22 protein-coding genes are annotated in these 23,003 nt (G+C 69.4%); 5 read left to right on the top strand and 17 right to left on the bottom strand.

What is annotated here, in order from left to right:
* Positions 1 to 25: 25 nt before the first annotated feature.
* Both DTA22_RS11415 and DTA22_RS11410 read right to left on the bottom strand, forming a co-directional pair.
* Positions 26 to 982 carry an alpha/beta fold hydrolase gene (locus DTA22_RS11415; protein ID WP_037226676.1) on the bottom strand — a complete coding sequence of 319 codons (957 nt, stop codon included), beginning with the start codon at positions 980 to 982 and terminating at the stop codon, positions 26 to 28.
* Positions 983 to 1,080: 98 nt separating this feature from the next.
* Positions 1,081 to 1,371, bottom strand: a complete 291-nt coding sequence (locus tag DTA22_RS11410) for a DUF1905 domain-containing protein (protein WP_112299486.1) — start codon at positions 1,369 to 1,371, stop codon at positions 1,081 to 1,083.
* 155 nt (positions 1,372 to 1,526) lie between these two features.
* Between DTA22_RS11410 and DTA22_RS11405 the strand changes: the two genes are divergently transcribed.
* The gene (locus DTA22_RS11405; protein WP_112299485.1) at positions 1,527 to 2,159 is read left to right on the top strand and encodes a pyridoxamine 5'-phosphate oxidase family protein; all 633 of its coding nucleotides are present in this window, start codon (positions 1,527 to 1,529) and stop codon (positions 2,157 to 2,159) included.
* A gap of 17 nt (positions 2,160 to 2,176) precedes the next feature.
* Here DTA22_RS11405 and DTA22_RS11400 read toward each other — a convergent pair whose 3' ends face one another.
* The 8 genes from DTA22_RS11400 to DTA22_RS11365 form a co-directional block, all read right to left on the bottom strand.
* Positions 2,177 to 3,154 (bottom strand): ABC transporter substrate-binding protein, encoded by a 978-nt coding sequence (locus DTA22_RS11400; RefSeq protein WP_112299484.1) that lies wholly within the window; start codon positions 3,152 to 3,154, stop codon positions 2,177 to 2,179.
* 57 nt (positions 3,155 to 3,211) lie between these two features.
* Positions 3,212 to 3,892 carry a response regulator gene (locus DTA22_RS11395; RefSeq protein ID WP_005247902.1) on the bottom strand — a complete coding sequence of 227 codons (681 nt, stop codon included), beginning with the start codon at positions 3,890 to 3,892 and terminating at the stop codon, positions 3,212 to 3,214.
* Positions 3,889 to 6,426 carry a sensor histidine kinase gene (locus DTA22_RS11390; protein ID WP_037226485.1) on the bottom strand — a complete coding sequence of 846 codons (2,538 nt, stop codon included), beginning with the start codon at positions 6,424 to 6,426 and terminating at the stop codon, positions 3,889 to 3,891. Before DTA22_RS11390 ends, DTA22_RS11395 begins: the two co-directional genes overlap by 4 nt.
* 7 nt (positions 6,427 to 6,433) lie before the next feature.
* Complete coding sequence (locus DTA22_RS11385) at positions 6,434 to 7,084, bottom strand: potassium-transporting ATPase subunit C (protein ID WP_037226483.1); 651 nt, start codon at positions 7,082 to 7,084, stop codon at positions 6,434 to 6,436.
* 6 nt (positions 7,085 to 7,090) lie between these two features.
* The gene (kdpB, locus tag DTA22_RS11380; RefSeq protein ID WP_112299483.1) at positions 7,091 to 9,193 is read right to left on the bottom strand and encodes a potassium-transporting ATPase subunit KdpB; all 2,103 of its coding nucleotides are present in this window, start codon (positions 9,191 to 9,193) and stop codon (positions 7,091 to 7,093) included.
* Positions 9,190 to 10,905 (bottom strand): potassium-transporting ATPase subunit KdpA, encoded by a 1,716-nt coding sequence (kdpA, locus tag DTA22_RS11375; protein ID WP_112299482.1) that lies wholly within the window; start codon positions 10,903 to 10,905, stop codon positions 9,190 to 9,192. Before kdpA ends, kdpB begins: the two co-directional genes overlap by 4 nt.
* Positions 10,905 to 11,003: a potassium-transporting ATPase subunit F gene (locus tag DTA22_RS11370; protein WP_041811152.1), complete on the bottom strand. Its 99-nt coding sequence runs from the start codon at positions 11,001 to 11,003 to the stop codon at positions 10,905 to 10,907. Before DTA22_RS11370 ends, kdpA begins: the two co-directional genes overlap by 1 nt.
* 241 nt (positions 11,004 to 11,244) lie before the next feature.
* Positions 11,245 to 11,874: a pyridoxamine 5'-phosphate oxidase family protein gene (locus tag DTA22_RS11365; RefSeq protein ID WP_011594318.1), complete on the bottom strand. Its 630-nt coding sequence runs from the start codon at positions 11,872 to 11,874 to the stop codon at positions 11,245 to 11,247.
* A gap of 18 nt (positions 11,875 to 11,892) precedes the next feature.
* Here DTA22_RS11365 and pdxR point away from each other — a divergent pair, with 18 nt between their 5' ends.
* Genes pdxR through DTA22_RS11350 form a run of 3 tightly spaced genes read left to right on the top strand, consistent with a single transcriptional unit; the run spans position 11,893 to position 15,462 of the window.
* Complete coding sequence (gene pdxR, locus DTA22_RS11360; RefSeq protein ID WP_112299481.1) at positions 11,893 to 13,401, top strand: MocR-like pyridoxine biosynthesis transcription factor PdxR; 1,509 nt, start codon at positions 11,893 to 11,895, stop codon at positions 13,399 to 13,401.
* A gap of 39 nt (positions 13,402 to 13,440) precedes the next feature.
* A complete protein-coding gene (locus DTA22_RS11355; protein WP_112299480.1) occupies positions 13,441 to 14,886 on the top strand; it encodes an amidase in 1,446 nt (481 codons plus the stop codon).
* Between the two features lie 3 nt (positions 14,887 to 14,889).
* A complete protein-coding gene (locus tag DTA22_RS11350; RefSeq protein ID WP_112299479.1) occupies positions 14,890 to 15,462 on the top strand; it encodes a TetR/AcrR family transcriptional regulator in 573 nt (190 codons plus the stop codon).
* A gap of 43 nt (positions 15,463 to 15,505) precedes the next feature.
* Here DTA22_RS11350 and era read toward each other — a convergent pair whose 3' ends face one another.
* The 6 genes from era to DTA22_RS11320 form a co-directional block, all read right to left on the bottom strand.
* Positions 15,506 to 16,423, bottom strand: a complete 918-nt coding sequence (gene era / locus DTA22_RS11345; RefSeq protein WP_005247923.1) for a GTPase Era — start codon at positions 16,421 to 16,423, stop codon at positions 15,506 to 15,508.
* Positions 16,416 to 16,748 (bottom strand): cytidine deaminase, encoded by a 333-nt coding sequence (locus tag DTA22_RS11340; RefSeq protein ID WP_112299478.1) that lies wholly within the window; start codon positions 16,746 to 16,748, stop codon positions 16,416 to 16,418. The genes era and DTA22_RS11340 overlap by 8 nt, the downstream gene beginning before the upstream one ends.
* Positions 16,741 to 18,057: a hemolysin family protein gene (locus tag DTA22_RS11335; RefSeq protein ID WP_037226469.1), complete on the bottom strand. Its 1,317-nt coding sequence runs from the start codon at positions 18,055 to 18,057 to the stop codon at positions 16,741 to 16,743. Before DTA22_RS11335 ends, DTA22_RS11340 begins: the two co-directional genes overlap by 8 nt.
* A 21-nt stretch (positions 18,058 to 18,078) precedes the next feature.
* Entirely contained in the window at positions 18,079 to 18,621 is a 543-nt protein-coding gene (gene ybeY / locus DTA22_RS11330; protein WP_112299477.1) for an rRNA maturation RNase YbeY, read from the bottom strand.
* Between the two features lie 36 nt (positions 18,622 to 18,657).
* Positions 18,658 to 19,731, bottom strand: coding sequence for a PhoH family protein (locus DTA22_RS11325; protein WP_005247930.1), 1,074 nt, complete (start codon positions 19,729 to 19,731; stop codon positions 18,658 to 18,660).
* 108 nt (positions 19,732 to 19,839) lie between these two features.
* Entirely contained in the window at positions 19,840 to 20,505 is a 666-nt protein-coding gene (locus DTA22_RS11320; protein WP_112299476.1) for a TetR/AcrR family transcriptional regulator, read from the bottom strand.
* Positions 20,506 to 20,639: 134 nt separating this feature from the next.
* Between DTA22_RS11320 and DTA22_RS11315 the strand changes: the two genes are divergently transcribed.
* A complete protein-coding gene (locus DTA22_RS11315; RefSeq protein WP_112299475.1) occupies positions 20,640 to 22,265 on the top strand; it encodes an MFS transporter in 1,626 nt (541 codons plus the stop codon).
* Here the strand turns inward: DTA22_RS11315 and DTA22_RS11310 are convergent.
* Positions 22,239 to 23,000 carry an alpha/beta hydrolase family protein gene (locus DTA22_RS11310; protein WP_037226459.1) on the bottom strand — a complete coding sequence of 254 codons (762 nt, stop codon included), beginning with the start codon at positions 22,998 to 23,000 and terminating at the stop codon, positions 22,239 to 22,241. The genes DTA22_RS11315 and DTA22_RS11310 overlap by 27 nt on opposite strands.
* Positions 23,001 to 23,003 lie beyond the last annotated feature (3 nt).

Raw genomic sequence — 23,003 nt, 5'->3', positions numbered from 1 at the left:
CCGCAGGCCGAGCCGCGCGCGACGGTCAGGGCTCGGTGCGCCCGTCGCGCACGGCGTCGACGACGTCGCGGACTCCGTCGATGACGAGTTGAGGCTGCTCGATGTTGATGTTGTGGCCGCTGTTCGTGTTCGTGACATGCGTGGCACCCGGGACGAGTTGTGCCAGATCCGCCTGCGCCTTCGGCTGCACGGCGTCGAGGGCCGGGCCGTAGCCGGGATCGATGTCGGCGGGGAGGCTTCCGTTCGCAATGCCCTCCGCGATCTGTGGCGCCACCGAGCGGTCGGCGGAGAGGACGACGAGCGGCTGGGGCCGGATCGGTTCGGCGGCGCGGATCTCGTCGAAGCTGCGGACGAAGTCGACACGCTCGAGGTCCGGGTACTCGTCGAGACTGTCCTGCTGCGGGGTGTTGAGCCGCAGGAACTCCTCGAACTGCTCCGGGGGCAGTAGGGTCTGCAACTCCTCCGACTGCGCGTCGATCAGCACCATGCCCGCCACCTCGTCGGGATGGGTGCCGGCGAAGAGTCTCGCGATCTGACCGCCGTAGGAGTGGGCGGCCAGCACGTAGGGGCCGGGGCCGGCCTCGCCCGTGGCGCCCAGCAGCGACTGGAGGTCGGCGACCGCGTCCGTGGTGGTGATCGGCTGCGGAACCGGGTCGCTGCGGCTCAATGCGTCCCCGCCCAGCACGACTCCCGGCCGGTCGTACGAGCAGACTCGGGTGAACTCGGCGACTCCGTCGAAGGCCGAGGTGGCGGCCGGGTCGGCCGTCGTCGTCCACTGATCGGCACCGAACCGGAGACCGGACACGAACACGACCGTCGGTGTGCCTGTGCCCGCACACTCGAGATAGATGTTCCGGCCCCCGCCGATGTCGACGGTGCCGGCGAAATTCTCGCTCATGTTGCCGTCGTCGCTCGCTCCGCACGCGGCAACGAGCACCACGACCCCCAGAGTGGGGAGCCATCCCGACAACCGCGGCCACATCGGCACGACGCACCTCGAAACCCGTCCGGAAACGCAGATCGCTTCCGGGTGATCCGTACCCCGCTCTCCCCGGATCAAACCCCGGACGCCGCCCGGCGTCAGCTGAAACGCTGCTCGAGGTGCACCGTCACCTCCACTCCGGCACCGCCCTTACCGATCAGCGTGCACAATGCGATCTTCAGGGGAAGCCAGTGCGGACCTTCACCCGAGGGCATCAGGGTGGCATTGAACGGGTGGCCGTCGATCGTTCCGCCGACCTTCACCGGCCGCCTCGTTCCGAGAAGTTCGGCGGAGTCCGGCACGGTCACGTACGTCGCGAACGCCCCGTCCTTCTGGATCGGCGCCGTGAAGGTGTGCGCGAGTGGTTGCGGGGTCTTCGGTGCGGGCATGCGTGGCTCCTCCGGTCGAGTGTGAGGCTGCGGTCGAAGGTAGGACTCCCGGAGCAGGCCGGAATCATCGGTCGTGAGCCAGCGGGCCTCGCGACCGCCCGAACGCCGCGAAGGGTAGCCTAACTCGAACGGTCCTCGACGAACGGAACACTCCAGTGGCAGCGCACGCCCCCTCGCCGGAGCACACGATCACCGACCTCGACGAACTCGAGCAGGTCCTGGGCGTTCCCCACCCCTCCATCGTCACCAAGCACACCGATCACACGATGCCGCTCATCCGGCGCTTCATCTCCGAGGCGCGGTTCTTCGTCCTCGCCACCGCCGACGCGAACGGTCACTGCGACTGCTCGCCGCGCGGAGACATCACGCCGAAGACGATGTTCCTCGACGACCGGACGCTGGTGATCCCGGACCGGCCGGGCAATCGGCGCGCGGATTCGTACCGCAACATCCTCGAGAATCCGCACGTGGGCATCCTGTTCGTCGTACCCGGGATCGACGAGGTGGTGCGCGTCAACGGAACTGCCACCTTGACCGTCGATCCCGAACTGCTGCAGTCGATGTCGATCAACGGCAAACCCGCCAACCTCGGCGTGGTGGTCCGGATCGACGAGGTCTACACCCACTGCGCCCGGGCCATCCTCCGGTCACGCATGTGGAACCCGGAGTCCTGGCCGGATCCGGACGAGATCCCGTCGCTGCGGGAAATGCACGCCGAGCAGCACGAGTTGGACCACGACCCGGACGCGCCTCGCCGGCAGGAGTACTACCGCACCCTGCTCTACTGAGCGGGCGCCGGGTCAGCTCACCGCAGCCGTTCGGACACCAGAGGCACGACGGTGTCGAGTGCGTACCGCAACGACAGCACCGAGTTCGTGGAGTACGCCTTGGCGACACTCTGATCGTCGAACACGAGGGACCGTCCGTCGCGCACTGCCGGGATCGCCTGGAACAGCGGCCGGTTCGTGACGTCGGCGGCCGGCCTGCCGACCGGGAATACGACCACCATGTCGGCGTCCATCACGCCGAGATTCTCCTCCGACACCGGGACGGAGAACTTCACCGCGGGCTGCGCGTCCACCGCCGGATTGCTGACGAAGCCGAGTTTCTTCATGAACTGGAGGCGCTCGGTGTCGGCGGTGTAGGCGCCCCATCCCGCCCCCGAGAACGCGCCGACGGTGATCGTCTTCCCCGCGAACTCGGGATGGGCCGCGGCCGCTTCCGCGAATCGCCGGTCGATGTCGGCGAGCAGAGCTTCCCCCTGCTCCGGCACGCCGAGTGCGGTCGCGACCATCGACACCTGATCCTCGATCGGAGTCTTGTAGTTGTCGGCGCCCTCCGGCAGCGCAATCGTCGGAGCTATCTGCGACAGGTGGTCGTAGCGTTCCTTGTCGCCGGCGCTCTTCGTGTCGAGGATGACGTCCGGTTCGAGCGCCGCGATCTGCTCGTACGACGGTTCGAGGGTTCCGATGATCGCAGGCGCGGTGGTGTACATCCCGTCCGCCCACGGCCCGACGCCGTCGCCGCCGAACGCGACCCAGTCGCTCGCCCCGACGGGTTCGACACCGAGCGCCAGCGCGGTCTCGGCGTCGCCCCAGCCGAGGGCGACCACGCGCTCGGGCTTGGACTCGACGGTGACGTCACCGAATTTCGTGGCGACGACTGCCGGGAACGCGGCATCGCCTGAGCCTGCCGCCGCCTCGCGCTCGCCCTCGCCGCCGCTCCCGCAGCCGGCCAACACCAGGGCCAGCAGTGACACCGAGACGAGACTCCTCATTCGCATAAGGCAAGGCTAACCAATACCCAATGCGGTGCGGCTTCCGGCCCACTGCTCGCGACCTCACACCTGGAACCGGTACCCCATCCCGGCCTCGGTGATGAGGTGTCGCGGATGGGACGGGTCGTCCTCGAGCTTGCGCCGCAGCTGCGCCAGATACACCCGCAGGTAATGGGTCTCGGTGGCGTAGGCAGGGCCCCACACCTCCCGCAGCAGTTCCTTCTGCCCCACCAGCTTGCCCTTGTTCCGCACGAGCATCTCGAGCATCCCCCATTCGGTCGGCGTCAGGTGCACCTCGGCCCCCGCCCGCCGCACCGTCTTCGCCGCCAGATCGACCGTGAACGAATCCGTCTCCACCACAGGTTCACTCGTGTCGACAGCCGTCGTCGCCCGGCGGGCGGCCGCACGCACCCGGGCAAGGAACTCGTCCATCCCGAACGGTTTGGTGACGTAGTCGTCGGCGCCGGCGTCGAGGGCTTCCACCTTGTCCGCGGAGTCCGTCCGCGCCGACAGCACGATCACCGGTGCGGGGCACCACCCGCGGAGGCCGGCGAGCACCTCGGTGCCGTCCATGTCGGGTAGCCCGAGGTCGAGCACGATCACGTCCGGCGGTCGCTCGGCCGCGGCGCGTAGAGCGGCGGCCCCGGACGCGGCCGTCACCACGTCGTATCCACGCACACTCAGATTGATCCGCAGGGCGCGGAGAATCTGCGGTTCGTCGTCGACCACGAGAACTCTCGTCATGGATGCTCCCCTCCCGCCCCGGCCAGTTCCACCACCATCGTCAGACCACCGCCGGGGGTGTCGGTGGCGCTGATGGTCCCGCCCATCGCGTCGACGAATCCGCGGACGACGGAGAGCCCGAGCCCGACTCCGGTGGTCGTGTCGCGGTCCCCCAGCCGCTGGAACGGTGCGAACATCTCGTCTGCTCGCCCACGCGGAATTCCCGGCCCCGTGTCGGCGACGGTGACGACGGCGCGGTCTCCCACCGCCGCGGCACCGACCCGGATCACGGAGTCCTCACCGTAGCGGAGTGCGTTGTCGATCAGATTCGCGAGCACCCGCTCGAGCAGGCCCGAATCCGCCATCGCCGTGACAGTTCCGACGTCGACCTCCACCCTTTCCCGGGCCCGGGTCCCGGTCCGGCCGCCGATTCCCAGACCCACCAGCGCCCGGTGCACCACCTCGTCGAGGTACACCGGTCGCAGCGTCGGGGTCACCACTCCCGCCGCGAGCCGGGACGAATCGAGCAGGTTGCCGACGAGGGAGGTCAGGACGTCGGCCGATTCCTCGATGGTCGCGAGCAGTTCGGCGGTGTCTTCCGGGGAGAAGTCGACGTCGTCGCTGCGCAGACTCGACGCGGCGGCCTTGACGGCGGCCAGCGGGGTCCGGAGGTCGTGGCTGACGGCGGACAGCAGCGACCGCCGCAACCGGTCGGCCTCGGCCAGTGCCTGCGCCTGCCCCGCCTCCTGCGCGAGCTCGGCCTGGCGGATCATGCCCACCGCCTGGTTGGCGACGGCGAGCAGCACCCGACGGTCCCGGGCGTGCAGTTCGCTGCCGCGCAGGGCGAGCGCGTATTCCCCTTCCCCCACCTCGCAGACGGTGTCGGCGTCGTCCACACTCACCGGCGGGTGCGGCCCGACGGACCCCACCGGGCCGCGGTCCCGGTGCAGCACACTGACCGAATCCTGGCCGTACGTCTCGCGCACCTTCTCGAGCAGGGTGTCGAGGTCGGCTCCGCGCAGCACCGATCCGGCGAACAGTGCCAGCAACTCGGCTTCCTGCGACGCCCGGCGGGCCTCCCGGGCACGCTTCGCGGCGGCGTCGACCAGGACCGCGACCGCGACGGCCACCACGAGCAGCACGACGGTGGTGATGAAGTTGTCCGGCTCGGCGATGGTGAAGCTCCGCACCGGCGGCGTGAAGAAGTAGTTGAGGAACAGACCCGAGATCAGCGCGGAGAACGCTGCGGGGGCGACACCCCCGAGCAGCGAGACGAGCAGCACCACGATGAAGAACAGGGCCCCCTCGCCGACCAATCCGAGCCAACGGTCGACGGCGCTCATCACCACGGTGGCGATCGACGGTACGAGGACCGCGGCGATCCAGGCGATCGCCGTGCGCGAACGGGACCCCACCGGCGACAACCGCCTCAGGCGGTGGGATTCGCCGTGCGTCACCATGTGCACGTCGATCGACCCGGACTGGTGCAGCACGCTCGCACCGATGCCCTCGTCGAAGATCCGCGCCCACCGTGAGCGTCTCGACGTGCCCAGCACCAGTTGCGTGGCGTTCGCGGTCCGGGCGAAGTCGAGCAGCGTCGTCGGGACGTCGTCGCCGACGACGCTGTGCAAGCTCGCCCCGATGCTCGCGGCGAGCGTGCGCACCTTGCCCATTTCCGGAGCCGAGACACCCGCGAGGCCGTCGCCGCGCACCACGTGAACGACGATCAGCTCGGCGCTGGATCTCGACGCGATCCGGCCGGCGCGACGGACCAGCGTCTCCGATTCCGGCCCGCCCGTCACCGCGACCACCACCCGTTCCCGGGCCTCCCAGGTGTCGGTGATCTTGTTCTCCGCACGATATTTCGCCAGGGCGGCATCCACCTGGTCGGCCACCCACAGCAGGGCGAGTTCGCGGAGTGCGGTGAGGTTCCCCTTCCGGAAATAGTTGCTCAGCGCCGCGTCGACTTTGTCCGCGGCGTAGATGTTGCCGTGGGACAGCCTGCGGCGCAGAGCCTCCGGCGTGATGTCGACCAGTTCGACCTGGGTGGCGGCGCGCACCACCTCGTCGGGAACCGTTTCCTGCTGCACCACGCCGGTGATCCGCTGGACCACGTCGTTGAGGCTTTCGAGGTGCTGGACATTCAGCGTCGAGAGGACGTCGATCCCCGCGGCGAGGAGTATCTCCACGTCCTGCCAGCGTTTCTCGTGGACGCTGCCCGGCGTGTTCGTGTGCGCGAGTTCGTCGACGAGGACCAATGCAGGCCTGCGGGCGAGCACCGCATCGACGTCGAGTTCCCGGCCGAGCGTGCCCCGGTAGGCGATCAGCTTGGGCGGAATCAGTTCGAGGTCGCCGAGCTGCGCCGCCGTGCGGTCGCGGCCGTGGGTCTCCACCACGGCCGCGACCACGTCGCACCCCCGCTCCCGGCGGCGGTGCGCCTCACCGAGCATCGCGAACGTCTTGCCGACGCCCGGTGCGGCACCGAGGTAGATGCGCAGTTCACCGCGTCGGTGTTCGACGTCCCGGCGCTCGACGTCCGGTTTGGGACCACTCACCTCGCCATCATCCACCAGCGGCCGGGGCCGTGCACTCAGGTGCGGTCAGGCCGAGGGCCAGGTTCAGTTCGAGGACGTTCACCCGGTCCTCACCGAGGAAACCGAGTTGCCTTCCCTCGGTGTTCTCGTCGACCAGTTGCCGGACCCGGGTCTCGCTGAGGCCGTTCTCCGCCGCCACCCTCGGCACCTGCAACGCCGCATACGCGGGGCTGATGTGCGGGTCGATGCCCGAGCCGGATCCGGTGACCGCGTCGGCCGGAACGTCCCCGGCGTCCACCCCTTCCCGGGTCGCGATCGCCGCCCGCCGGTCGGCGATGAACGTCGCCAGGATCTCGCTGCTCGGCCCCTGGTTGGTGGGCAGGGCGGTGGCAGGGTCGCCCGGCGCGAACGGATCCTGTTCGGCCACCGACCCGGTGACGCGGTTGTGGAAGAACGGATCCGGCTCCCCCGCCGGCACCTGCGGGTCGACACCCACCCACCGGCTCCCGACGACGCACCCGGTGGTGTCGCGCACCGGAGACCCCTCGGCCGCTCCGGCGCCGATCCTGCTCACCCCCCACACGGCGGCGGGATAGAGCACACCGAGGATTGCTGTGAGTGCGAGCAGGACGAGTAGTCCGGCCCAGGTCTGCCGCAACAGACCGATGAGAAATCGCATGCGGGATCACCCAATTCCGGGAACGAGACGAACGACGAGGTCGATGAGCCAGATACCGGCGAACGGCGTGATCACGCCGCCGAGGCCGTAGATCAGGAGGTTGCGGCCCAGCAGCGTGGACGCCGACGACGGACGGTAGCGAACACCTTTCAGCGACAACGGGATCAGCGCGACGATCACGACGGCGTTGAAGATCACCGCCGACAGGATGGCCGATTCCGGGGTGGCCAGCCGCATGATGTTCAGCGTGTCCAGCTGCGGGTAGATGCCGCTGAACAGGGCGGGGAGAATCGCGAAGTACTTGGCCAGGTCGTTGGCGAGCGAGAACGTGGTGAGCGCACCGCGCGTGATGAGCAGCTGCTTGCCGATCTCCACCACCTCGATGAGCTTGGTGGGGTCCGAATCGAGATCCACCATGTTCCCGGCTTCCTTCGCCGCCGACGTGCCGGTGTTCATCGCCACCCCGACATCCGCCTGGGCCAGCGCCGGGGCGTCGTTGGTGCCGTCCCCGGTCATCGCGACGAGCCGGCCGCCCTCCTGTTCCTGCCGGATCAGCGCGAGCTTGTCCTCGGGTGTCGCCTCGGCCATGAAATCGTCGACTCCGGCCTCGGCCGCGATGGCCTTCGCCGTCAACGGGTTGTCGCCGGTGATCATCACCGTGCGAATCCCCATGGCCCGCAGTTCCGCGAACCTCTCGGCGATGCCCGGCTTCACCACGTCCGACAGCGCGATCACGCCGAGCACCGTCGCTGCGTCTCCGTTGACGGCGGCGACCACCAACGGTGTTCCCCCGGCCTGCGCGATCTCGTTCACACTGTCGGTGACGGCGGACGCCGCGTGCCCGCCGAGCGCCTGCACCCAGGTCAGCACGGCGTCGCTCGCGCCCTTGCGGATCCGGGCGCCGTCGATGTCGAGTCCGCTCATCCGGGTCTGCGCCGTGAACGGCACGAACTCCGCCGCTCGCTCCGCCTCGGACGGTGCCGGGTCCAACCCGAAGTCCCGGGCGCACAGGTCCACGATGCTGCGCCCCTCGGGGGTGCCGTCGGCGAGACTGGACAACCGTGCGGCCGTGGCCAACTCGATCGCGGAAACCCCCGGTGCGGGATGCACGGCCGTGGCCTGCCGGTTGCCGAACGTGATGGTGCCGGTCTTGTCCATCAGCAGTGTGTCGATGTCGCCCGCGGCCTCCACCGCCCGCCCCGACATCGCCAGGACGTTCCGCTGCACCAGCCGATCCATCCCGGCGATGCCGATGGCCGACAGCAGGGCTCCGATCGTGGTGGGGATCAGGCACACCAGCAGCGCGATCAGCTTGATCGGATCCTGCTCCTGGCCCGCGTACAGACCCATCGGACCGATCGCGACGACAGCCAGCAGGAAGATGATCGTCAGCGACGCCAACAGGATGTTCAGCGCGATCTCGTTCGGCGTCTTCTGCCGCGCCGCCCCCTCCACGAGGGCGATCATCCGGTCCACGAACGACTGTCCGGGGGCCGCGGTGATACGCACGACGATCCGGTCGGACAGCACGGTCGTGCCACCGGTGACGGCGCACCGGTCGCCGCCGGATTCGCGGACGACGGGCGCCGACTCGCCGGTGATGGCCGACTCGTCCACGGTCGCAATGCCGTCGACGACGTCGCCGTCGACGGGTATCACCTCCCCCGCCTCGACGACGACCCGGTCACCGACGGTCAGGTCGGTACCCGCCACCGACTCCACCCGGCCACTCGCCGTGATCCGGTGGGCGACCGTGTCCTGCTTCACCTTCCGCAGGCTCGCCGCCTGGGCCTTGCCCCGCCCCTCCGCGACCGACTCGGCCAGATTCGCGAACAGCACGGTGAACCACAGCCAGGCGACGACAGCCCAGGAGAACACCGACGGGTCGGCGACGGCCATGACGGTGGTGACGACGGAGCCGACGAACACCACGAACATCACCGGGTTGCGGGCGAGGTGCCGGGGGTCGAGTTTGCGCACGGCGCCCGGTAGCGCCGTCACCAGCTGGGCGGGGCTGAAGATTCCCGCCTTCACGGGCGCCGGGTCGTGGCCGGCCTCGGACGCCGTGGCCGCCTCGTTCTCCGGACGACTGGTCACGTTCACACTCACTGCAGAGCCTCCGCGATCGGTCCCAGCGCGAGGGCCGGGAAGAATGTCAACGCCGCGACGAGCACGACGGTGCCGGTGAGGAGCCCGGTGAACATCGGGCCCGCCGTCGGCAGGGTTCCGGCGCCTGCGGCCGTCTTCTTCTGCGACGCCAGGGATCCGGCGAGCGCGAGGACGAAGATGATCGGCAGGAACCGGCCGAACAGCATGCACAGGCCGAGAGCGGTCTGGAACCAGTCGCTCGTCACCGTCAGCCCGCCGAACGCACTGCCGTTGTTGTTCGAGGCCGACGCGAACGCATACAGCACTTCCGAGAATCCGTGGATGGATCCGGGACTTCCGGGGTCGCCGCTGTTGCCCTGGTAACCGGTGGTCGAGGACAGGATCACGGTGATTCCGGTCCCGATCAGGACGAGCGCCGGCATCACCAGCACGGACAGGGCGGCGAGCGTGATCTCCCGCTGCCGCAGCTTCTTGCCGAGGTATTCGGGTGTGCGGCCGACGAGGAGTCCGCCGACGAAGACGGCGATCAGGGCGAGGACGAGAATTCCGTAGAGCCCGGTGCCGACACCGCCGGGCGCGATCTCCCCAAGCAGCATGTTGAGCAGGACGGCTCCGCCGCCGAGGGGCGAGAGGCTGTCGTGCGCCGAATTCACCGCGCCCGTGGACGTTCCGGTGGTGCTCACGGCGAACAGTGCCGTACCGGGGATTCCGAAACGAACCTCCTTGCCCTCCATCATCGCGCCCGCGGCGGTGGCGGCGACACCGCGCCGACCGGACTCCGCGGCGAGCGTGACCGCGAGGAGCGATCCCCACAGGATGCCCATCACGGCGAGCAGGGTCAGACCCTGGCGGTGCCCGGACACCTTGCTCGCTCGGTCGTGAGGGTCGCCGACCATGGTGCCGAACGTGCGGGTGAGGGCGACCGGGATCAGCAGGATCGCGAGGATCTCGACGATGTTGCTGACCGGTGTCGGGTTCTCGAACGGGTGCGCCGAATTGGCGGCGAGGATCCCGCCGCCGTTGGTGCCGAGTTCCTTGATCGCTTCCTGCGAGGCGACGGGCGCCAGTGCGTTGGTGACGGAGTTGCCGTCCAGACCGGTGGACGCGAAACCCGGATGGAAGGACTGGATCACGCCCTGGCTCAGCAGGATCAGTGCGATGACGAAGGAGAACGGCAGCAGAATCCGCAGGCTGCCCCGGGTGAGGTCCACCCAGAAGTTGCCGATCTCACCGCCGCGCGACACCCGGACGAACCCCCGGATCAGCGCCACTGCGACGGCCATGCCCACCGCGGCGGACACGAAGTTCTGCACGGCGAGCCCGACCGGCTGGGTCAGGTTGCTCATCGTGGTCTCGGGCGCGTACGACTGCCAGTTGGTGTTCGTCACGAACGACACGGCCGTGTTGAACGCCACCGCGGGACTGACCCCGGAGAGGTCCCCGGACAGCGGCAGCACTCCCTGGATGCGCTGCAGGGCATAGAGGAAGAGCACACTCGCCGCGGAGAATCCCAGCACGCTGCCCGCGTAGCCGTACCAGGTCTGCTCGGTGTGGGGGTTGATGCGGCACAGGCGGTACAGGACGGATTCGACCCGCAGGTGACGGCGTGATTCGTACACGCGCGCCATGTAGTCGCCCACCGGCACGTACGCGACCGCGAGTACCGCGAGGACGAAGACGACCTGCAGTCCGGCCGCCAGGGCAGGCGTCATCAGAACCGCTCCGGGTCGATGAGCGCGATCAGGAGGTACACGACGAGTGCGGCGGCGATCGTGACGAGCGCGACCGCGAGTATTCCGGCGCCCGTCATTTCACGCGTCCGGACTGCAGGGCGCGGAGAACTAGCGCGCAACAGGCGAATCCGCCGAGCACGAGCGCGACGTAGGCCACATCGGCCATGTGAGGATCCCTCTTCGTACTGATCCTGCGGTTCAGCGCAGGCATGACACCCCACGGTTGCGGGGCGTCATGCCAGCATCACGCCGGATCTCGGCGGAAGAGGCGGCGCTGACGAAGCGCTTACGGGACTCCCACGGCTCTTGACGCTTTCCTTACGCGGTCCGGGTCAGCCGGGACACGGACGCGGGCACCGGTGTGCCGCTCGCCACCCACGGCGCCGGGACGGGCGCACCGGCGACCGACCGCACCGGGACCACCCCGGCCCAGGCGCTGCTGGTTTCGGTGGGTTCGCCCGGCGGTGCGTCCCGCACCTTGACGGTCCACTGGCCCGGCGTGATCGGGAGGGCGAGGGCCAGTGTCGCGGCGAGTTCCTTGCGCCGGTGCCCCCGGACCTCCGTGCTGCGGCCGGGGATCAGCACGTCCGACAGCGCGTTCAGGGCGTCGGCGGATTCGTCTTCGCCGAGGGTGACGAGGTTGCCCCGCACCACTGCCGAACGGTAGTTGGCGGACGAGTCGAACAGGGTGTCCGCGACGACGATTCCGTCGAGCATCGCGACGCACAGCACCGCAGGCGCGCCTGCCGCCACCTGTCGCAGTGCACCGGCCCCGGTGGAGCCGTGCAGCAGGATCCTGTCGCCGTCGCGGGCGTAGAGCATCGGCACGGCCCACGGCAGGCCGTCGACGACGGTGGCGAGGGTGCCCATCGGCGCGGCGTCGAGGACGGCGTCGAGTTGCGCTCGTTCGGTGCGGGCACGGTCCGGATATCTCATGATCTTGTCCACGACACCATCCTCACCCCCATGTGGATCAGCTTCCAGATCCACAATCACCATTATCGGCAGACCAGTATTGTCGGGGCCATGCCCCGGATCAGCCCCGAACTACACCTGACGTTGCGGCTCCCCGAGACCGACGCGCCACTTCGGCACCGCATCGCGGAGTCGATCCTCGACGAGATCCGCGTGGGGCGCCTCCGGCCCGGCGACCCACTGCCCTCCACGCGGGCGCTGGCCGAACACCTGACGGTCGCGCGGGCGTCGGTGGTCGACGCCTACGACGAACTCTGCTCGTCCGGATACGCGAACGCCCGCGCCGGGTCCGGCACGCGGATCGCACCGGGCGCCGACGTGGCGGCCCGAGCACACGTCGCCTCGCACACGACCACCCGATCCTCGGAGCGGGCCTCCTCCGCCGCCCCCGAGAAGCCCGCGGCGGTGTGGGATCTCACTCCGGGTCATCCCGATCCCGCCCTGATCTCCACCGTGGACTGGCGCCGGGCGTGGCGGTCGGCCGCCGCCGCTGCCGTGACGTCGGACGTCCCGGGTCCCGACGCGCACCCGGAGTTGCGACGGTCCCTCGCGGAGCATCTCCGCCGCACCCGGGGGATCGCGGCGCGCCCCGACGAACTGGTGATCGTCCCCGGAGTGGGCGCCGCGCTCCGCACCCTCGTCGCAGCAGCAGGACTCGGCGGCCGGGACGTGGTGTTCGAGGAACCCGGCTACAGCCGGGCCCGAACCGTCCTCGACGGTTCGGGCGTGCGCACCCGCTGCGTGACCGTGGACGGCGACGGCCTCGACCCCGCGCTGCTGCGTGCGACCGACGCCGCGGCCTACTGCACGCCCGCCCATCAGTATCCGATGGGAGCCCGGATGCCGGTGGGCCGCAGGGCCGGGCTCGTGGCCGACGCCGCGGCCGCCGGGACGGTGATCATCGAGGACGACTACGACGGCGAGTTCCGCTACGACGTGTCGGCGCTGCCCGCCCTGCGCAGCATCGACCGCGGGCCGGAATGCGTGGCGTACGTGGGTACCGCGTCGAAGATCCTCACTCCCTCGATTCGGGTGGCGTGGGTGATCGCGCCTCCGGCGCTCCGGCCGGGACTCGTCCGGGCCCTCGACGCGAGCGGTGAGGCGTGTTGCGCGATCACCGCCCTCGCGCTGGCGCATTTCATCGACTCTGGTGCGCTGTCCCGGCACCTCGCCCGCGCCTCCCGCACCTACTCGGCCCGCCGGGCGGCCTTCGTCGCCGCACTGCAGCAGCAACTGTCCGCGGTCGACACGGACGGTGTCGGGCTGGCCGGCATCGAGGCCGGTCTCCACGTGGTCCTGACGCTGCCCGGTTCCGTCGACGACGTCGCCGTGTCCGCCGAGCTGCGGGACCACGGTGTGACGGTTCCGAGCCTCGCCGATTACCGCACCACGCCGGGCGGACCGAGGGGGCTGGTCTGCGGGTACGCCCGGCTCCCCGAGTCGCAGGCTCGCGGGGCGGCCGAGGCGATCGGGAGGGTGGTCCGGCGACATCTCGGCTGATACTGTTCGTTCGAACGAACAGCACCGGGGAGGGGCAACATGAGCGCGGGACAGTTGGACGATCGACGGCAGCGCGACAACGACGGGGATCGGTCCCCGGGACTCGTCGAGCAGGCGCAGGCGCTGGCCTCCGGCGCCACCACCTCGGTCGCGGCCACCCGCGCCGCCCTCGACCGCATCGACGCGAGCCAGCCGACGCTCAACGCGTTCAAGGTGATCCGCCGGACAAAGGCACTGGCCGAAGCCGCCGAGGCAGACCGCCGGATCGCCGCCGGTGAGCGCCTGCCGCTGCTCGGGGTCCCGATCGCCGTGAAAGACGACGTCGACGTGGCCGGCGAGCCGACCGCATTCGGGTGCCCGGGCGACTTCCCGCCCGCGGTGCGCGACTCCGAGCTGGTGCGCCGGCTGCGCGCCGCCGGCGCCGTCGTCGTGGGCAAGACCAACAGCCCCGAGCTGGGACAGTGGCCGCTCACCGGCGGGCCCGCGTTCGGGTACACCCGCAATCCCTGGAACGGTGACCACACCCCCGGAGGGTCGTCCGGCGGCGCCGCGGCGGCCGTGTCCGCCGGTGTGGTGTCCGCGGCGATCGGTTCGGACGGCGCCGGGTCCATCCGCATCCCCGCCGCCTGGACCAACCTCGTCGGGATCAAGCCTCAACGCGGCCGAATCTCCACCTGGCCTGCAGCCGAGGCGTTCTACGGCCTCACCGTCAACGGCCCGCTGGCCCGCACGGTCGCCGACGCGGCCCTGCTCCTCGACGTCGCATCCGGACCGCACGAGGGCGACCTGCACACACCCGCACCGGTCACCGTCAGCGACGCCGTCGGCCGCGACCCCGGACCGCTGCGCATCGCACTGTCCCTGCGCATCCCGTTCACCGCGACCCCCACGACGCTGCATCCCGAGGTCCGCCGGGGCGTCGCACGGATCGCCGAGGCGCTGCGCAAGCTCGGGCATCGCGTCGTGGTGGACGACCCCGACTACGGAATCATGTTCGGGCTCGGCTTCCTCCCACGGTCGATGGTCGGTATCGACGACTGGATGCGGAAGGTCCCGGACCCGTCACTCGTCGACCCCCGCACGAAGGGCAACGCCCGGACCGGCCGACTGTTGCGCGGGACACCGCTACGTGCCGCCCGCGCCGCCGAGCCGAGGATGCAGCGACGGGTCGGCGCGATCTTCGACAAGTACGACCTCGTCCTCGCCCCGACCACCGCGACTCCCCCACCGAGGGTCGACGGGATCGACGGCATCAGCTCGTGGGCCACCGACAAGGTGATCACCGCGGTCTGCCCGTACGCGTGGCCGTGGAACGTGCTGGGCTGGCCCAGCGTGAACGTGCCGGCCGGGTTCACGTCCGGTAACCTGCCGACCGGAGCCCAGCTGATGGGACACGACGGTGCCGAGCCACTGCTGGTGTCGGTCGCGGCCCAGCTCGAGTCGGTGCTGCGGTGGGATCGGGAACGTCCCGAGAAATGGTGGTGACCGATGGCTTCGACGGACGTTCGTGACCGCATCCTCGCGGCGGCGCTGCACATCGTCGGCACGGAAGGCATTCCCGGCGTGACCAATCGGCGGATCGCCGCGCAGGCCGGCGTGTCGCTCGGCTCCATCACGTACCACTTCCCCACGCAGACGGACCTGTTGCGCGCCGCGCTGTCCGGGTTCGTGGCGGAGGAGACGCAGCGCCTGTCGGAGCTGGCGGAGGGGTACCGGGACAAGGGGCTGAGCCTCGAGGACGCCGCGGCGCTCACCGGGAAGGTCGCGAAGGATCTGGCGTTCTCCGCCGAGCGGATCGCCCCGTTCGAGCTGTACATCCAGGCGGGACGCGACCACGAGCTGCGTCAGGCCGCCGCCGAATGTTTCGCCGCGTACGACGATTTGACGGTGACGATCCTCACCGCCCTCGGTGTCCCGGACGCGGCGGCCGTCGCCCCGACCATCGTCGCGACCATCGCCGGCCTGCAGCTCAGGAGGCTCGCGACCGGAAGCGACGGCGATCACGACTTCGCGACGTCGGTGCTCCTTCTCCTCAGGGCCGCCGGCCCCGTGCGTGGTTGACGAGTCTCAGGACTCGTCAACCACGCACGGGCGGCGCAGCCGCCTAGAACCCCAGGCGGCCCAGCTGCTTCGGGTCGCGCTGCCAGTCCTTGGCCACCTTGACGTGCAGTTCGAGGAAGATCTTGGTGCCGAGCAACTTCTCGATCTGCAGCCGGGCCTTGGTCCCCACCTCACGGAGGCGGGCGCCGCCCTTGCCGATCACTATGCCCTTCTGGGAGGGGCGTTCGACGTAGAGCAGGGCGTGGACGTCGAGCAGTTCACCCTGCTTCTCGGTGCGTCCCTCGCGGGGGATGATCTCCTCGATGACCACGGCCAGGGAGTGCGGCAGTTCGTCGCCGAGCCCCTCGAGTGCGGCTTCGCGAATGAGTTCCGCCATCAAGGTCTCTTCAGGTTCGTCGGTGAGCTCGCCGTCCGGGTAGAACGCCGGGCCCTCCTCCATCTTCGACGCGAGGACGTCGACGAGCACCTCCACCTGCTCACCGGAGGCGGCGGACACCGGCACGACATCCGTCTCCGGGCCGAGGAGCTTGGACACGGCCAGCAACTGCTGCCCGACCATGTCCTTGCTGACCTTGTCGATCTTCGTGACGATGCCGACGAGCGTGGTCTTCGGCGCGATCTGGCGGACCTGCTGCACGATCCACCGGTCGCCGGGGCCGATCTTCTCGTCCGCCGGGATGCACAGGCAGATCACGTCGACCTCGGAGTAGGTGTCGCGCACGAGGTCGTTGAGGCGCTGGCCGAGGAGCGTCCGGGGGCGGTGCAGACCCGGGGTGTCGACGAGGATCAGCTGCGCGTGGTCGCGGTGCACGATTCCGCGGATGGTGTGGCGGGTGGTCTGCGGACGCGAGGACGTGATCGCGATCTTGCTGCCCACCAGGGCATTGGTCAGCGTGGACTTGCCCGTGTTGGGCCGTCCGACGAAACAGACGAATCCGGAACGGAATTCGGTTTTACTCATGTTGCTCCTCGATCACGGATCCATCGGTTCGCGCGAAGACGACGGCCGCCTGCGCACTGACTTCGTGTAGGGCGGCGATGCCCGGGTCGTCCGGATTGCCGCCGATCACGACTGCGGCCTCGAAACCCTCGGCGCCACTCGACACCGCCGCCGCGACGGCCGCCTGCAGCGCGGTCAGCGACAGCGCCGTCAGCGCGACCGCGCCCGCCGAGTAGGTGCGGCCGTCGAGATCGCGGACGGCGGCGCCCTGGCCACTTCCGGTGCGGCCGAACGCTCCTCGCGCGAGCACGACCAGCTTGGCGTCTTCCTCGCCCACTTCAGTCATCGTGATCCTCCCGGTCGCCGTCGCCGTCCTCGTCCTCGTCGATCGGGGCGCGTTGCACGAAGACCGTGCTGATGCGCACCCGCCCGCGCACGTCGGGTGAGCCCTCGCCGCGGAGGACGAGACCGTGCGAGACGACCTCCGATCCCGGGAGCGGGACCCTGCCGAGTTCGTAACCGATGAGCCCGCCGACCGTTTCGACCTCGTCGTTCTCCACCTCGATGCCGAACAGTTCGCCGAGATCCTCGATCGGCAGTCGCGCGGAGACCCGGTACATTCCGTCGCCGAGATCCTCGACGGGCGGTGTCTCGTCCTGGTCGTATTCGTCGGCGATCTCTCCGACGATCTCCTCTATGACGTCCTCGATGGTGACGAGGCCGGCGATTCCGCCGTATTCGTCCACCAGGACGGCCATGTGGTTGCGGTCGCGCTGCATCTCGGCGAGCAGGCTGTCGAGAGGCTTGGAATCGGGCACGAACACGGCGGGCCGCATCACGTCGCCGACGCGGACGCTGCGTCCGCCGTCGCGCGAGTGGTAGGTCTCCTGCACGAGATCCTTGAGGTACACCACCCCGAGCACGTCGTCGACGTTCTCCCCGATCACGGGGATCCGCGAATGTCCGCTGCGGACAGCCAGCGACGTCGCCTGCCCGGCACTCTTGTCGTTCTCGATCCACACCATCTCGGTGCGCGGCACCATCACCTCGCGGGCGGACGTGTCACCGAGTTCGAACACCGACTGGATCATCCGGCGTTCCTCGTCGGCCACCACGCCGCGTTCCTGCGCCATGTCGACGAGTTCACGCAGTTCGATCTCGGAGGCGAAGGGGCCGTTGCGAAATCCCTTACCCGGGGTGATGGCGTTACCGATCAGGATCAGGAGGCGACTGATCGGGCCGAGCAGGGTTCCGATGACCTGCAGGGGAAACGACGTGATCAACGCGATCGAATAGGCGTGCTGGCGACCGAGCGTCCGGGGGCCGACCCCGATCACCACGTAGTCGACGAGCACCATGATGATCGCGGTGAACGTGAGCGCCCACACGGGCTCGAGGAGATCGGACAGGCCACCGACGAGCACCACCGTCGCCGTGATCTCGCACAGGATGCGCAGCAGCACCATGAGATTCACGTAGCGGGGACGATCCGACAGGATGCGGAGCACACGGGTGGCGCCGGGACGATCCTCCTTCGCCATCTCCTCGATGCGCGCGGACGAGATCGTGTTGAGTGCGGAATCGACGGCGGCGAAGACACCACCGAGCGGGACGAGGACGATCGCGAGGACGATCAGCGCGATGGCGCTACTCACAGAAGACCCTTCACGTGGCGGTTACTGATCCGGTGAGTCGAAGAAGCCGGCCTTGCCGAGCAGCTTCTGATCCCGGGCAGCGAGTGCGGCGTCGCGTTCGGCCCTGCGCAGATCCTCGTACCAATCCTCGAGCAACTGGTTCTGCAGTCCGAACATCTCCTTCTCCTCCTCCGGTTCGGCGTGGTCGTAGCCGAGGAGGTGGAGCACACCGTGCACGGTGAGCAGAGCGAGTTCGTGTGCGAGCGGATGACCGGCCTTCTCGGCCTGGTCCGCGGCGAAGGACGGGCACAGCACGATGTCACCGAGCATCGACGGTCCGGGCTCGGGCGAGTCCGGGCGACCGCCGGGCTCGAGCTCGTCCATCGGGAACGACATCACGTCGGTGGGACCGGGCAGGTCCATCCACCGCATGTGGAGGTCGGCCATGGTCGCCGAGTCCACGAGGACCATCGACAACTCGGCCGCGGGGTGCACGTCCATCCTCGCGATCACGAAACGGGCGACGCTGATCAGCTCCTCTTCGGAGACGTCCATGCCCGATTCGTTCGAGACTTCGATGCTCATGTGTGTCGCTTCCTCCTGGTTCCGGCGACACTCACCCTACCGTCGTGGAGAACGCGAGTGCGCCGCTCTACGCTGTGCGCGGTTCCCGAGCTCGACCTTGCCGTCCCGGTCCGCCTCGAATCGCTCGTACGCGTCGACGATGTCGGACACCAGCCGGTGCCGGACCACGTCGCTGCTGTTGAGTTCGGCGAAGTAGATGTCGTCGATGTCACCGAGGATCTCGGTGGCCGCGCGGAGTCCGGACCGGGCACCGCCCGGCAGGTCCACCTGCGTGACGTCGCCGGTGACGACGACCTTGGAGCCGAAGCCCAGCCGGGTGAGGAACATCTTCATCTGCTCGGCGGTGGTGTTCTGCGCCTCGTCGAGGATGATGAACGCGTCGTTGAGCGTGCGGCCACGCATGTATGCCAGTGGCGCCACCTCGATGACACCCGACTGCATCAACTTCGGGATGGCCTCGGGGTCCATCATGTCGTGGAGTGCGTCGTGCAGCGGGCGCAGGTACGGATCGATCTTCTCGTGCAGCGTGCCGGGCAGAAATCCGAGCCGCTCCCCCGCCTCGACCGCGGGCCGGGTGAGGATGATCCGCGACACCTGCTTGGTCTGCAGGGCCTGCACCGCCTTCGCCATGGCGAGGTAGGTCTTGCCGGTACCGGCGGGCCCGATGCCGAACACGATGGTGTTGGCGTCGATCGCGTCGACGTACCGCTTCTGGTTCAGCGTCTTCGGCCGGATCGTCTTGCCGCGCCGCGACAGGATGTCGAGGGTCAGGACCTCGGCGGGCGATTCGCTCAGCCCCTGCGTGAGCATGCCGACCGTGCGACGCACCGCGTCGGGGGTCAGTGGTTGCCCGCGACCGACGATGGAGCCCAGTTCCGCGATCACCCGCTCGGCGAGGGCGACGTCGCCGGGCCGTCCCGTCAGCGTGACGGCGTTGCCGCGTACATGGATGTCTGCGTCCAGGACCCGTTCGAGAGCGCGCAGATTCTCATCGGAGGAACCGAGGAGAGGCGGGACCGTTTCGGGTGGGAGATCGATACTCGAACGCACGGTGCGTTCCGCCGGACGCGTGGCGCCGAACGTCTCGCCGTTCTGGTCTTGTTCGCTCACGTGAGGAATATGGCCTTCTTCCCGGTTCCTGGTCGGTCACGACGGTCGTCGTGATGAGGGAAGTCTATCGCTCGCAGGTCACAGCGCCCACCCGATTACGCGACGCCGTCACGACTTCGGGACATCCGGATGCTCGCGCAACCAGTGCCGCGCCTCGTCCACGACGCGGGCCCCGTCGGCCGGTGTCAGCCCGAGCACCGCGAGGTACGCGACCGCGAACGACTCCCCCGAATCCTGCACTTCGCCGGAATTCGCCTGGTCCAGCAGGGTCATCGTCATCGATTCCGCGAGCGCCACGAGCACCGTCGGCGACAGGTACGACGAGAACACCCCGGACCGCTGCCCGTGGTCGACGACCCGCACGTCCCGGTCGCGCACCACCCCGAGAAGGTCGTGGATGCGCTGCTCGCCGAGTTCGCGGCGGGCGAACGACAACAGCATGCGGAACCGGTCGCCGATCGGCCACGTCCGCAGCGCCATCACCGCGACCGCGAGGTCGGGGCGCTCCGGTTGCTGCGCCTCGTCTCCCATCGCGGCCACCAGGGCGGCGGAGGCCTCGTCCGCGATGCCCTCGACGAGCGCTTCCCGGCTGGGGAAATGCGCGTAGACGGTGCGGCGCACGACCCCGGCGCTGCGGGCGACGTCGTCCATGCTCGCGTCCGGGTCCGCAATGAAGGCGGTGACTGCCGCGTCGAGGATCCGCGCACGGTTGGCGCGTGCGTGACTTCGGCGGGTCTTCCCAGGATCTCCGGGCGACTTCGTCGGGACCGACACAGGCGGAACTCCCTCGCTGGTTGGTGTGATCTACGCCAATCTTACTTGCACACTCGTGTGTAAGTAGATAACTTACACATCACTGTGCAACTAACTGCCCAGGTCCGATCGAGCACTACCCGAGGAGCGTCGCCATGACCACCGTGTTGAACACACCGGTCTCCCGGATGGACGGGCCGTACCCCCGGCGCTGGGCCGCGCTCGGCGTGCTGTGCCTGAGCCTGCTGATCGTCGTGATGGCGAACACCGCCCTGATCGTCGCGGCCCCCGACATGACCCGCGACCTCGCTCTGAGCAGCTCCGACCTGCAGTGGGTGATCGACGGGTACACCGTCCCCTACGCCGCGCTGATGCTGCTGTTCGGCGTGATCGGCGACAAGTACAGCCGGCGCGGGGCGCTGCTCACGGGACTGCTCGTGTTCGGCGGCGGCGCCGTCGTCGGCAGCCTCGCCGACACCACCACGGCCGTCGTCACCGCGCGCATGATCATGGGCGTCGGAGCGGCAATCATCATGCCCGCCACACTCTCTCTCCTCGTGGCGACGTTCCCGCGTGCGGAACGGGCCCGGGCCATCGCCGCATGGGCGGCGACGTCCGGTCTCGCCATCGCCCTCGGCCCGCTGCTCGCCGGCTGGCTGCTGGAGAGCCACTCGTGGAGTGCCACCTTCCTCATCAACGTGCCGATCGCCGCCGTCGCGGCGGTCGCGGCGCTGATGCTCGTCCCGCCGTCCAAGGCGGACGCACGCGGTCCGATCGACTGGCTGGGCGGGCTGCTGTCGGTGGTGACCATCGGATCGCTCGTGTACGCGATCATCGACGGATTCCACTTCGGCTGGGGCGCAGGCGCTGTCGGCGCGGCCGTCACCGCGGCCGTGGGTCTCGGACTGTTCGTCGCGTGGGAGCTCCGCCATCCGCAGCCGCTGCTCGACGTCCGCAGGCTGGGCAGGCGCGAGGTGGGCGGCTCCACCCTGGCCGTGCTGCTGCTGTTCCTCGCAGCGTTCGGGTCGATCTACTACGTGTCGCAGGAATTCCAGTTCGTCCTGGGGCTGAGCCCCCTCGCCACGGGCGTCCACCTGCTGCCGCTCGCCGCTGCGGTGTCGGTCGGGTCGGTGCTCAGCGGGCGCGTCCACCCGAGGCTCGGCACCCGGGTCACCGTCGTCGCCGGCATGGTGATCGCGGCCGCGGGTGTGCTGCTGATGACGACCGTCGACGGTGGTTCGGGGTACCTCGATTTCCTCGTCCCGCTGGTCCTGCTCGGTATCGGAATCGGTCTGAGCGTGTCCCCCGCCACGGACGCCATCATGGGCAACTTCCCCGAGAGCGACCTCGGCGCCGCAGGCGGTCTCAACGACACCGCGATCGAACTGGGCGGATCGCTCGGGATCGCGATTCTCGGCTCGGTCCTCGCGTCGGCGTACAAGGACGACATCGCCGGCTTCCTCGGCACGCTGCCCGTCGGTCAGCTGTCCGGCGAGCAGGCCGCGCAGGCCGCGCAGGCCGTGGCCGTCGCGGGAGACTCGGTCGGCGGGGCGTCGGTGGTGGCAGGGGAACTGAGCGCCGACCCGCTGTTCGCGTCACAGTCCCAGGCACTGCTGGACGCCGCGGGCACGGCGTTCGGGCATGCCATCGCCCAGGCCAGCCTGGCCGGAGGAGTCGCACTGGGAGTCGGGGCCGTGATCGTGGCCCTCGTTCTTCCGGGCCGCCCGACGACATCCGAAACCGAGGGCCGCAGTTCAGAACTCGCCGGCGTCGGACAGTAGGGCGTCCCGGGAGATTTTCCAGCAGTCGGTCTCGGGATTCAGGAACGCGTAGTGGTCTTCGCCCTCGACGACATGCAGCGCGACCGGGTCCCCGGCCGCCCGCGCGGCCTCGCTGTACCGCACACTCACCTTCGCCGGAACCTGCGCGTCCTCCGTGCCGTGCACGCACACCACCGGCACCCCGGTGGGGATGCGGTGCAGTGGGGACGCGGCGCGGTACCGATCGGGGTCTTCGTCGAAGGGGACGCCGAGCAGATCCTCGATGTAGCCGATTCGCCGGCCACGCTCCCCCGCGGACGCGAGATCCAGGGCGCCCGCCTGGGACACGACCCGCTCCGGCCGGACCGTCGTCCGCTTCTCCCCGGCGAGCCACACTGCGAGCTGTCCACCGGCCGAGTGGCCGGCGACCCGGACCTTCGACAGGTCGAACGGGACGGGCGACTGCTCGGCGACCGGCCCGGCGATCGCGTCGAGCGCGGCGATAACGTCGGCGGACATCTCGTCCCACCCGCCGCCCGCACCGAGCCTGCGGTATTCGATGTTCCAGACGGCGACCCCGTGGCGGGCCAGGTCGACCGCGAAGCTCGTGCCCAGGTTCAGGTGATACTTACCGCTCCAGAAGCCGCCGTGGACGACCATCACCACCGGGACCTCGGCGGCCACGGGCTCCTCGGGCGGGTAGAAGTGACCGAACTGCTGCGGTTCGGGTCCGTAGGCGATGCGAATGCGGTCCACGGA

The organism is Rhodococcus wratislaviensis (genome assembly GCF_900455735.1).
In the GTDB taxonomy this organism is placed as follows: domain Bacteria; phylum Actinomycetota; class Actinomycetes; order Mycobacteriales; family Mycobacteriaceae; genus Rhodococcus_F; species Rhodococcus_F wratislaviensis.
The sequence above is the reverse complement of the archived record's forward strand: the minus strand, read 5'-3'. Positions and strand labels throughout refer to the sequence as shown.

Coding starts and splice junctions, on each gene's coding strand:
- DTA22_RS11415 (WP_037226676.1), bottom strand. CDS start 982: ATGTGGCCGCGGTTGTCGGGATGGCTCCCCACTCTGGGGGTCGTGGTG.
- DTA22_RS11410 (WP_112299486.1), bottom strand. CDS start 1,371: ATGCCCGCACCGAAGACCCCGCAACCACTCGCGCACACCTTCACGGCG.
- DTA22_RS11400 (WP_112299484.1), bottom strand. CDS start 3,154: ATGCGAATGAGGAGTCTCGTCTCGGTGTCACTGCTGGCCCTGGTGTTG.
- DTA22_RS11395 (WP_005247902.1), bottom strand. CDS start 3,892: ATGACGAGAGTTCTCGTGGTCGACGACGAACCGCAGATTCTCCGCGCC.
- DTA22_RS11385 (WP_037226483.1), bottom strand. CDS start 7,084: ATGCGATTTCTCATCGGTCTGTTGCGGCAGACCTGGGCCGGACTACTC.
- kdpA (WP_112299482.1), bottom strand. CDS start 10,905: ATGACGCCTGCCCTGGCGGCCGGACTGCAGGTCGTCTTCGTCCTCGCG.
- DTA22_RS11370 (WP_041811152.1), bottom strand. CDS start 11,003: ATGACGGGCGCCGGAATACTCGCGGTCGCGCTCGTCACGATCGCCGCC.
- pdxR (WP_112299481.1), top strand. CDS start 11,893: ATGTGGATCAGCTTCCAGATCCACAATCACCATTATCGGCAGACCAGT.
- DTA22_RS11355 (WP_112299480.1), top strand. CDS start 13,441: ATGAGCGCGGGACAGTTGGACGATCGACGGCAGCGCGACAACGACGGG.
- DTA22_RS11350 (WP_112299479.1), top strand. CDS start 14,890: ATGGCTTCGACGGACGTTCGTGACCGCATCCTCGCGGCGGCGCTGCAC.
- era (WP_005247923.1), bottom strand. CDS start 16,423: ATGAGTAAAACCGAATTCCGTTCCGGATTCGTCTGTTTCGTCGGACGG.
- DTA22_RS11340 (WP_112299478.1), bottom strand. CDS start 16,748: ATGACTGAAGTGGGCGAGGAAGACGCCAAGCTGGTCGTGCTCGCGCGA.
- ybeY (WP_112299477.1), bottom strand. CDS start 18,621: ATGAGCATCGAAGTCTCGAACGAATCGGGCATGGACGTCTCCGAAGAG.
- DTA22_RS11315 (WP_112299475.1), top strand. CDS start 20,640: ATGACCACCGTGTTGAACACACCGGTCTCCCGGATGGACGGGCCGTAC.